Source organism: Cupriavidus sp. R6-3, from assembly GCF_059772245.1.
This window is the reverse complement of sequence record NZ_JCBAJO010000178.1, coordinates 1-9,452: the sequence shown is the minus strand read 5'-3', so window position 1 is coordinate 9,452 and position 9,452 is coordinate 1. Positions and strand designations below refer to the sequence as shown.

9 protein-coding genes and 1 pseudogene are annotated in these 9,452 nt (G+C 67.5%); 6 read left to right on the top strand and 4 right to left on the bottom strand.

Going from position 1 to position 9,452, the window contains the following annotated elements:
- The 5 genes from AC6EI8_RS20320 to AC6EI8_RS20300 form a co-directional block, all read left to right on the top strand.
- A partial coding sequence (locus AC6EI8_RS20320; RefSeq protein WP_498382720.1) for a type II secretion system F family protein occupies positions 1 to 330 on the top strand: 330 nt, incomplete at its 5' end.
- A 1-nt stretch (position 331) separates the two neighbouring features.
- Positions 332 to 1,273: a prepilin peptidase gene (locus AC6EI8_RS20315; protein ID WP_498382719.1), complete on the top strand. Its 942-nt coding sequence runs from the start codon at positions 332 to 334 to the stop codon at positions 1,271 to 1,273.
- A 115-nt stretch (positions 1,274 to 1,388) separates the two neighbouring features.
- On the top strand, positions 1,389 to 2,021 hold the full coding sequence (coaE, locus tag AC6EI8_RS20310) for a dephospho-CoA kinase (protein ID WP_498382718.1): 633 nt from the start codon (positions 1,389 to 1,391) through the stop codon (positions 2,019 to 2,021).
- Positions 2,022 to 2,280: 259 nt separating this feature from the next.
- Positions 2,281 to 3,039 carry a cell division protein ZapD gene (gene zapD / locus AC6EI8_RS20305; RefSeq protein ID WP_498382717.1) on the top strand — a complete coding sequence of 253 codons (759 nt, stop codon included), beginning with the start codon at positions 2,281 to 2,283 and terminating at the stop codon, positions 3,037 to 3,039.
- A 6-nt stretch (positions 3,040 to 3,045) separates the two neighbouring features.
- Positions 3,046 to 3,234, top strand: coding sequence for a DNA gyrase inhibitor YacG (locus tag AC6EI8_RS20300; protein WP_149316580.1), 189 nt, complete (start codon positions 3,046 to 3,048; stop codon positions 3,232 to 3,234).
- A 154-nt stretch (positions 3,235 to 3,388) separates the two neighbouring features.
- Here AC6EI8_RS20300 and AC6EI8_RS20295 read toward each other — a convergent pair whose 3' ends face one another.
- From AC6EI8_RS20295 to secA, 4 genes are all read right to left on the bottom strand, one after another.
- Complete coding sequence (locus AC6EI8_RS20295) at positions 3,389 to 3,793, bottom strand: NUDIX domain-containing protein (protein WP_149316579.1); 405 nt, start codon at positions 3,791 to 3,793, stop codon at positions 3,389 to 3,391.
- Positions 3,790 to 4,689, bottom strand: coding sequence for an ATP-binding protein (locus tag AC6EI8_RS20290; protein ID WP_498382716.1), 900 nt, complete (start codon positions 4,687 to 4,689; stop codon positions 3,790 to 3,792). The genes AC6EI8_RS20295 and AC6EI8_RS20290 overlap by 4 nt, the downstream gene beginning before the upstream one ends.
- Before the next feature lie 163 nt (positions 4,690 to 4,852).
- Entirely contained in the window at positions 4,853 to 6,082 is a 1,230-nt protein-coding gene (gene argJ, locus AC6EI8_RS20285; RefSeq protein ID WP_149316577.1) for a bifunctional glutamate N-acetyltransferase/amino-acid acetyltransferase ArgJ, read from the bottom strand.
- Between the two features lie 46 nt (positions 6,083 to 6,128).
- Positions 6,129 to 8,903: a preprotein translocase subunit SecA gene (gene secA / locus AC6EI8_RS20280; RefSeq protein ID WP_149316576.1), complete on the bottom strand. Its 2,775-nt coding sequence runs from the start codon at positions 8,901 to 8,903 to the stop codon at positions 6,129 to 6,131.
- A gap of 333 nt (positions 8,904 to 9,236) precedes the next feature.
- On the opposite strand from secA, the pseudogene AC6EI8_RS20275 reads away from it, so the two are divergent.
- Positions 9,237 to 9,452 (top strand): annotated as a pseudogene (locus AC6EI8_RS20275) (hypothetical protein); the annotation flags it as partial.

Genomic DNA, 9,452 nt, shown 5'->3' with positions numbered 1-9,452 from the left:
GCGGGGGCGTCCGGCAATCGCGTGTATCGCGACGCCACCCGGCAGATCGAACGCGCCGTGCGCTGCGGCGCCAGCCTGGCCACGGCGATGCGCGCCAGCGCCGTGTTCGACCCGATGGCGCTGCAGATGACGCGCATCGGCGAGGAATCCGGTGCGCTCGACACGATGCTGCTGCACGTCGCGCAATGCTGCGAGCGCGAGGTCGACGAGGGCGTCGCCGCGGTGGCCGGGATGGTCGAGCCGCTGATCGTCGTGGTGCTGGGCGTGCTGATCGGCGGGCTGGTGATCGCGATGTATCTGCCGATCTTCAAGCTGGCGCAGGTGGTCTGAGATGCAAGGCTTCCTGTCGAACTGGAACGCGGCCATGCCGGCCGGCACCTGGACCATCGCCGCGCTGGCCGCGCTGCCGCCGTGGTTCCTGCTGGGCGCGGCGGCGCTGCTGGGGCTGGTGGTCGGCAGCTTCCTGAACGTGGTCGTGCATCGGCTGCCGCGCATGATGGAGCGCGACGAGGCCAATTATCTGGCCGCGCTGCGCCAGGAGCCCGCGCCCTACCCCGAACGCTACGACCTCGTGGTGCCGCGCTCGTCGTGCCCGCACTGCGGCCATGCGATCGCCCCGTGGGAGAACATCCCGGTGCTCGGCTATCTGGTGCTGCGCGGCCGCTGCTCGGCCTGCCGGAAGCCGATCGGCCTGCGCTATCCCGCCGTCGAGCTGGCCAGCGCGGCGCTGTGCGCGCTGGCCGCCTGGCATTTCGGGCCGACCTGGCAGGCCCTGGCCGCGATGGTGCTGATCTGGTCGCTGCTGTCGCTGGCGCTGATCGATGCCGACACGCAACTGCTGCCTGACCAGATCACGCAGCCGCTGTTGTGGCTTGGCCTGCTGCTGAACCTGATGGGCGTGTTCGCGCCGATCGCCGATGCGGTGATCGGCGCGGCCGCCGGCTACCTGCTGCTGTGGACTACCTACTGGCTGTTCAAGCTGCTGCGCGGCAAGGAGGGCATGGGCTATGGCGACTTCAAGCTGATGGCAGCGCTGGGCGCCTGGTTCGGCTGGCAGGCGCTGCCCGCGCTGGTGCTGGTATCGTCGGTGGTCGGGCTGGTGTACGGTCTTGCCAAGATCGCGCTGCGCCGCCACGATCGCGATACGCCGTTTCCGTTCGGCCCGTTCATTGCCGGCGCCGGACTGCTGGTGCTGTTCGCCGGCGCCGACTGGGTGCTGCCGGCATTGGCGCCGGGCGCCGCCATCGAAGCGGGCGCGATGGTGAATCACTGACCCGTGCCGACAACGCCCCTGTCGAACGCCGCAACAACGCACCACCAGCGCACCACCAGCGCACCGATAGCGCCCCGACAATGCCCCAACAACGCCCCATTCACCCTGGAGACATATGCTGGAAATCGGATTGACCGGGGGCATCGGCTCCGGCAAGAGCCGCGTCGCCGATCTGTTTGCCGAGCGCGGCGCCGCGCTGATCGATACCGATCTGATCGCGCACGAGATCACCGCGCCCGGCGGCGCGGCGATTCCCGCGCTGGTCGAGGCTTTCGGCCCCACGTGTCTGCGCGCCGACGGCGCGATGGACCGCGACGCGATGCGCGCGCTCGTGTTCTCCGATCCAACCGCGAAGGCCCGGCTCGAAGCGATCACGCATCCGCTGATCCGCGAGGTCACCGAGCAGCGCGCGGCCCGGATCCGCGCCGGCGGCGCCCATCCCTATCTGATCCACGTGGTACCGCTGCTGGTCGAATCGGGCCGCTGGCGCGAGCGCGTCGATCGCGTGCTGGTGGTCGACTGCAGCGAAGCGACGCAGATCACCCGCGTGATGGCGCGCAACGGCTTCTCGCGCGAGCAGGTCGAGGCCATCATGGCCAGGCAGGCCACGCGCGCGCAGCGGCTGGCGGTCGCCGACGATGTGATCGACAACGATGGACCGGTCGAGGCGCTGCCGCCGCAGGTCGAGACGCTCGATCGCCGCTATCGCGCGATGCAGCCCGCGTCGCGCACGCCCGCCACGCGCTGAGCATCGCTGACACGCTCGCTTCGCCAAACGCTTCGCATCAGGCGCCGCCGAGGGCACCATCGGCGGCGTTTCATTGTCCTTGCGCGCTGTCTCGCATAGAATGCGTTGGAATATGCTGCCAAGTGCATGCATACGGCCGCATGCGAGCTTCGCATGCATTCTGTACCGATCGCCTCGCGCGCCCGCCTGAGCCGATTCGTCTGTCGAATCCAGCACCGGGCCGGCAAGCTGGCCGACGCCGCGCTGCACGGACTTCCCCTTGATTCTGTACGAATATCCTTTCAACGAACGCATCAGGACACTCCTGCGTCTGGAGGACCTGTTCGATCGGCTGGATTACTTTCTCGGACAGGAACATGCGCTGCAGCATCATGTCGCGCTGACCACGCTGTTCGAGATCATCGACGTCGCTGGCCGCGCCGACCTGAAAACCGATCTGATCAAGGAACTCGATCGCCAGCGGCAGGCGCTCAGCGCGCTGCGCTCCAGTCCGCAGATCGACCAGCAGGCGCTGGACGCGGTGATCGGCGAACTCGAGCAGGCCATCGCGCAGTTGAACCAGACCGTCGGCAAGGCGGGCCAGCTGCTGACCGACAACGAGTGGCTGACCAGCATCCGCAGCCGCGCGATCATTCCCGGCGGCACCTGCGAGTTCGATTTGCCCTCGTACTATGCCTGGCAGCACCGGCCGGCCGAGGAACGGCGCGCCGACATCCTGAAGTGGGTACGGCCGCTGATTCCGCTGCGCGTGGGCACCGACGCCGTGCTGCGGCTGCTGCGCGAGTCGGGACAGAGCGGCAAGGTCATCGCCACCGGCGGCAGCTATCAGCAGATGCTGTCCGGCCGCAGCTACCAGCTGATGCAGGTGCTGCTCGACGATTCGCTGCTGGCCTTCATCCCCGAGATGAGCGCCAACAAGTACATGCTGTGGGTGCGCTTCACCCAGCAGGACGGCGACATGCGACCGCGCTCGGTCGACGCCGACATCCCCTTCCTGCTCAAACTCTGCAATTTCTGATTTGCCATGCCATCCGTAGTCAAATGCCCGACCTGTGGCAAGGACGTGGTCTGGGCGCCGGAAAACAAGTTCCGCCCCTTCTGCTCCGAACGTTGCAAGCAGATCGACCTGGGCGCCTGGGCCGCCGAGAAATACGTGATCGAGGGCAAGCCGGCCAATCCGGCCGAGGACCAGCAGGACCGGGACGACGACTGAGCGACGACTGAGCGACGACTGAGCGACGGCTGAATATCGACTGAATGACGGGTGAGCGATGGATGGGTGACGGCGAAAAAAAGCTGAGCGCCCACGCTCAGCCCGGCGCTCGGTTCTCAGCCCGCCACTCAGCCCTCAGCCCGCTTCGCAGCCCTCAGGCCGCCTCCTCCCCCAACCACTCGACCACCGGAATCGTCGCCGGCAGCAAGGGGCCGACGGTGACGGGCACCTGCTCCCACGAGAACGCCTGGCCTTCGCGCCCGACCGGCTCGCCGGCCCAGCCGGTGACCTTGCAGAAGTGCAGCCGCACATAGGCGTGCGGGTAATCGTGCTCGAGCACGTGCCAGCGCGTCGAGGCCGTGATGTCCAGCCCCAATTCCTCGTGCAGCTCGCGCGCCAGCGCCGCTTCGACCGACTCGCCCGCTTCGAGCTTGCCGCCCGGAAATTCCCAGTAGCCCTCGTAAGGCTTGCCGGCCGGCCTTTGCGCCAGCAGGAAGCGGCCATCCGGGCGTACCAGCACGCCGACCGCGACCTCGGTGACCTTGCGCGCGCCGCTCATGCCGGCTCGCCCTGATGGGTACCGTAAGGCCTGCCGTGCTTGCCGCCCCAGTCGCGCGCGAACTGCCACGCGACGCGGCCCGAGCGCGAGCCGCGCTCCAGGGCCCAGACCAGCGCATCGCCACGCGCCGCGGCGATATCGTCGTCGCTGCAGCCGAACTGGCGCAGCCAGTGCGCGACGATGTTCAGGTATTCGTCCTGCTTCGGCGGATAGAACGACAGCCACAGCCCAAAGCGCTCGGACAGCGAGATCTTTTCCTCGACCACCTCGCCCGGATGAATCTCGCCATCGTCGGTGTGCCGGTAGCCCTCGTTGTCCTTCATGTATTCGGGCAGCAGATGGCGGCGGTTCGAGGTCGCGTAGACCAGCACGTTGTCCGACTGCGCGGCCACCGAGCCGTCGAGCGCCGACTTCAGCGACTTGTAGCCCGATTCGCCGTCCTCGAACGACAGGTCGTCGCAGAAGATCACGAAGCGTTCCGGCCGCTGCGTCAGCTGCTCGACGATGTCGCCCAGGTCGCCGAGATCGGCCTTGTCGACTTCCACCAGGCGCAGCCCCTCATTCACGAAGGCGTTCAGGCAGGCCTTGATCAGCGACGACTTGCCGGTGCCGCGCGCGCCGGTCAGCAGCACGTTGTTGGCCGGCAGCTTGTGCACGAACTGGCGCGTATTGGCGACGATGGCGTCCTTCTGGCGCTCGATGTTCTTCAGGTCGTCCAGATGGATCGGCGGCAGCTGCCGGATCGCCTGCAGATAGCCGATATTGCCGAACAGGCTCTGCCGCTTGCGCCAGCGGAAGGCGACGGCCTGCTGCCAGTCCGCCTCGGTCAGCTGCGGTGGCAGCCACTGTTCGAGCCGGGCGAGAAATTGGTCGAGACGGGAGGCGAGATCGGACATGGCGGCAATCCGGAGAGGCGGGGGGATGGGAGAAGCGGAACGGCCGGGATGGCGGGGCGATGCGTGATTGCGATAGCGATAGCGATGGCGATCTCGCCAAAGGACTCCGCCGCCATCGTTCGAACGATGCCTCGCCAGGCGGCAAGGCATCGCCTTACAACGATCAGGAACGATAGTCCGCGTTGATCGATACGTAGTCGTGCGACAGGTCGCAGGTCCAGACCGTGGCCGTGGCATTGCCGCGGCCGAGCGCGATGCGCACCGTGATCTCGGCCTGCTTCATCACGCGCTGGCCGTCTTCCTCGCGGTAGTCGGGGTGGCGGCCGCCGTCCCTGGCGACCCAGACATCGTCGAGCCACAGGTTGACGCCGCCGACATCGAGGTCGTCGACGCCGGCGTAGCCGACCGCGGCCAGGATCCGGCCCAGATTGGGATCCGAGGCGTAGAACGCGGTCTTGACCAGCGGCGAGTGGGCGACCGCATAGGCGATCTGCCGGCACTCGGCGACATCGCGTCCGCCCTCGACCTGGATCGTCATCAGCTTGGTGGCGCCTTCGCCGTCGCGCACGATCATCTGCGCGAGCTCCTGCGCCAGCGACGTCACCGCATCGCGCAGCGCCGTGAACTCCGCGCCGTCGGCGCGTTCGATCGCGGGCGCGCCGGCGCGGCCGGTGGCGATCAGGACGAACGAATCGTTGGTCGAGGTATCGCCGTCGATCGTGATGCTGTTGAACGAGTGATCGGCCGCGTGCGACACCAGCGCCTGCAGCACCGGCTGCGCCACGGTCGCATCGGTGGCGATGAAGCCCAGCATCGTCGCCATATTCGGACGGATCATGCCGGCGCCCTTGCTGATGCCGGTCAGCGTGACGGTCTTGCCGCCGATCTGGACCGTGCGCGACGCGGCCTTCGGCTGCGTGTCGGTGGTCATGATCGATTCGGCCGCCGCCAGCCAGTTGTCCTCGCGCGCGTTGGCGATCGCCTTGGGCACGCCGGCCAGCAGCCGGTCCATCGGCAACGGTTCGAGAATCACGCCGGTCGAGAACGGCAGCACCTGGTCGGCGCCGATGCCCAGCGCGCCGGCGACCGCGTCGCAGGTCGCGCGTGCGTTGGCCAGGCCCGGTTCGCCGGTGCCGGCATTGGCGTTGCCGGTGTTGATCACCAGCGCGCGGATGCCGCGGCCGGCCGCCAGATGCTCGCGGCAGACCTGCACCGGCGCGGCGCAGAAGCGGTTGCGCGTGAAGACGCCCGCGACGGTGCTGCCTTCGGCCAGGCGCACCACCAGCACGTCCTTGCGATTGGCCTTGCGGATGCCCGCTTCAGCCCAGCCAAGCTCGACGCCGGCGACCGGTTTCAGATTCTCTGCCTGCGGCAGCGGCAAGTTGACGGCCATGTTCGATTCCTTGCTTCGATGCGATACCCAGTGTCCGCCGGCGGGCTCAGCTCAGCCGGCCGTGGCACTGCTTGAACTTCTTGCCCGAGCCGCACGGGCAGGGGTCGTTGCGGCCGACGCGGGGCATGGTGGCCACTTCGCTGTCGTCGCGGGCGCCGCGTGCCGCCGCCGCGATCGCGCGCTCGCCGGTGTCGGGGCCGGCGCCGCCGAATTCGTCATGCTGGTATCGCACATTGCCCACGTGCGACAGGTCGTCCTCGATCTGCTCCGAGGCCTGCTCGAGCTCTTCCGGCGACTGGATCTGGACGTTGAAGACGATGCGCGTGACCTCGCTCTTGATCACGTCCAGCAGGCGCGCGAACAGCTCGAACGACTCGCGCTTGTACTCCTGCTTGGGATCCTTCTGCGCATAGCCGCGCAGATGGATGCCCTGGCGCAGATGGTCCAGCGCGGCGAGGTGCTCGCGCCAGTGCGTGTCGATGCTCTGCAGCATCACCGACCGCTCGAAGCCGGCGAAGGCCTCGCGGCCGACCTGCGCGACCTTGGCCTCGTAGCGCTCGGCCGCGGCCGATACGATCATCTGCAGCAGTTCCTCATCCTCGATGCTCTGCGCGTTCTCGATGGTCTGCGCCAGCGGCAGCTCCAGGCCGAAGTCGTCGCGCAGGCGCTTCTCCAGGCCGGCGATGTCCCACTGCTCTTCCATCGATTCGGCCGGCACGTACTCGCGGAACAGATCGACCAGCACGCCCTCGCGCAGGCTCTTGATCATCTCGCCGACGTCCTGGGCTTCCAGCACCTCGTTGCGCAGCTTGTAGATTTCCTTGCGCTGGTCGTTGGCGACGTCGTCGTACTGCAGCAGCTGCTTGCGGATGTCGAAGTTGCGGCCCTCGACCTTGCGCTGCGCCGATTCGATCGAGCGCGTCACGATGCCGGCCTCGATCGGTTCGCCCTCGGGCATCTTCAGGCGGTCCATGATCGCGCGCACGCGGTCGCCGGCGAAGATGCGCAGCAGCTGGTCGTCCAGCGACAGGTAGAAGCGCGACGAGCCCGGGTCGCCCTGGCGGCCGGCACGGCCGCGCAGCTGGTTGTCGATCCGGCGCGATTCATGGCGCTCGGTGCCGACGATGTGCAGGCCGCCCGCGGCCTTGACCTGCTCGTGCAGCGACTGCCATTCCGACTTCAGCTGCGCGATGCGCGCGGCCTTTTCCTCGGCCGACAGGCTCGCATCGGCCTCGATGAAGCCGGCCTGCTTCTCGACATTGCCGCCGAGCACGATGTCGGTACCGCGGCCCGCCATGTTGGTGGCAATGGTGATCATCTTGGGCCGGCCCGCCTGCGCCACGATCTCGGCCTCGCGCGCGTGCTGCTTGGCGTTGAGCACCTGGTGCGGCAGCTTTTCCTTGTTCAGCAGGTCCGACAGGTATTCCGAGGTCTCGATCGAGGTGGTGCCGACCAGCACCGGCTGCCCGCGCTCGAAGCACTCGCGGATATCGCGCACCACGGCGTCGTAGCGCTCCTTGGTGGTCTTGAAGATCTGGTCCTGGAAGTCCTTGCGCTGGGTCGGCTTGTTGGTCGGGATCACGACCACTTCCAGGCCGTAGATCTCCTGGAATTCATAGGCCTCGGTGTCGGCCGTGCCGGTCATGCCGGCCAGCTTCTCGTACATCCGGAAGTAGTTCTGGAAGGTGATCGTCGCCAGCGTCTGGTTTTCCTGCTGGATGGTGACGCCTTCCTTGGCCTCGACCGCCTGGTGCAGGCCGTCGGACCAGCGGCGGCCGGTCATCAGGCGGCCGGTGAATTCGTCGACGATGACGACCTCGTCGTTCTGCACCACATAGTGCTGGTCGCGATGGAACAGGCTGTGCGCGCGCAGGGCCGCGTACAGGTGGTGCATCAGCGTGATGTTCTGCGGCGCGTACAGCGACTCGCCCTCGCCGATCAGGCCCAGCTGGGCCATGATCTGCTCGGCCTTCTCGTGGCCGGCCTCGGTCAGGTAGACCTGGTGCGCCTTCTCGTCGACGTAGTAGTCGCCCGGCTTCTCGACGCCGGTGCCGTCGGCCTTCTCCTCGCCGATCTGGCGCTCGAGCAGCTTCGGAATGCCGTTCATGCGCTGGTACAGGTCGGTATGGTTCTCCGCCTGGCCCGAGATGATCAGCGGGGTGCGCGCCTCGTCGATCAGGATCGAATCGACCTCGTCGACGATCGCATAGTGCAACGGCCGCTGCACGCGCTGACCCGGGTCGTAGACCATGTTGTCGCGCAGGTAGTCGAAGCCGAATTCGTTGTTGGTGCCGTAGGTGATGTCGCTGTTGTACGCCGCCTGCTTCTGGTCGTGCGGCATCTGCGACAGGTTGACGCCCACCGACAGCCCGAGGAAGTTGTACAACCGGCCCATCCACTCGGCATCGCGCTGGGCCAGGTAGTCGTTGACCGTGACCACGTGCACGCCCTTGCCGGTCAGCGCGTTCAGGTAGACCGCCAGCGTCGCGGTCAGGGTCTTGCCCTCGCCGGTCCGCATCTCGGCGATCTTGTTGTCGTTCAGCACCATGCCGCCGATCAGCTGCACGTCGAAATGGCGCATCTTCATCACGCGCTTGCTGGCCTCGCGGCAGACCGCGAAGGCTTCGGGCAACAGCGATTCGAGCGATTCGCCGCCGGCATGGCGCTGGCGGAACTGTTCGGTCATGCCGCGCAGTTCGTCGTCCGACAGTGCTTCGAACTTCGGCTCCAGCGCGTTGATCCGCTCGACTGTCCGTCGATATTGTTTGATCAGCCGCTCGTTACGGCTGCCGAAGACTTTCTTGAGAAGGCCCGTGATCATCGATTGGTGTCACCTGCGCACGATTGCGGTCCTGCCGTCCGAGCCGAAGGGCCGGACGGGAAGCGCGCGTGGCGAAGAGAGGATTAGCGCAAAACGCCGAGTTTATCACGCGCGGGGGGCGGTTCCGCGGGCGATCCCGTGCCGTTCCCGCGCACTTGCCGCGCGGTTCCCGATGCGCCGCGCGCGGGTCGGGACCGTGCCGCCATGGTGTCTCGGGCACGGCACCGCAGCGGTCGCGCCCGGGTCCGCTTGTGGCCCGCTTGGGACCCGCCTGGGGCCGGCCTGGGACCGGCCTGGGACCGGCATGAGACCGCCTTGGAGCTAGAATGCGGCATGCGCCTGTTCACCCACCACGCCCTGCAAACGCCCTCCGCCAAGCCGCTGAACGACTGGCTGGCCAAGGCCGGACCGATGTCCTCGCTGATGCAGGCGGCGCGCGAGCTCGCCGCGCTGGAAGCCGAGGTGATGGCCCTGCTGCCGCCCGGCATGCGCGCCGGCATCGCAATCGGTGGCGTGCGCCAGGACACCCGCAGCCCGGGGCAGCCGAAC

Bases quoted from the DNA above. Each gene is read 5' to 3' on its own strand.
- AC6EI8_RS20315 (WP_498382719.1), top strand. From the start codon at position 332: ATGCAAGGCTTCCTGTCGAACTGGAACGCGGCCATGCCGGCCGGCACC.
- coaE (WP_498382718.1), top strand. From the start codon at position 1,389: ATGCTGGAAATCGGATTGACCGGGGGCATCGGCTCCGGCAAGAGCCGC.
- AC6EI8_RS20300 (WP_149316580.1), top strand. From the start codon at position 3,046: ATGCCATCCGTAGTCAAATGCCCGACCTGTGGCAAGGACGTGGTCTGG.
- AC6EI8_RS20295 (WP_149316579.1), bottom strand. From the start codon at position 3,793: ATGAGCGGCGCGCGCAAGGTCACCGAGGTCGCGGTCGGCGTGCTGGTA.
- AC6EI8_RS20290 (WP_498382716.1), bottom strand. From the start codon at position 4,689: ATGTCCGATCTCGCCTCCCGTCTCGACCAATTTCTCGCCCGGCTCGAA.
- argJ (WP_149316577.1), bottom strand. From the start codon at position 6,082: ATGGCCGTCAACTTGCCGCTGCCGCAGGCAGAGAATCTGAAACCGGTC.
- secA (WP_149316576.1), bottom strand. From the start codon at position 8,903: ATGATCACGGGCCTTCTCAAGAAAGTCTTCGGCAGCCGTAACGAGCGG.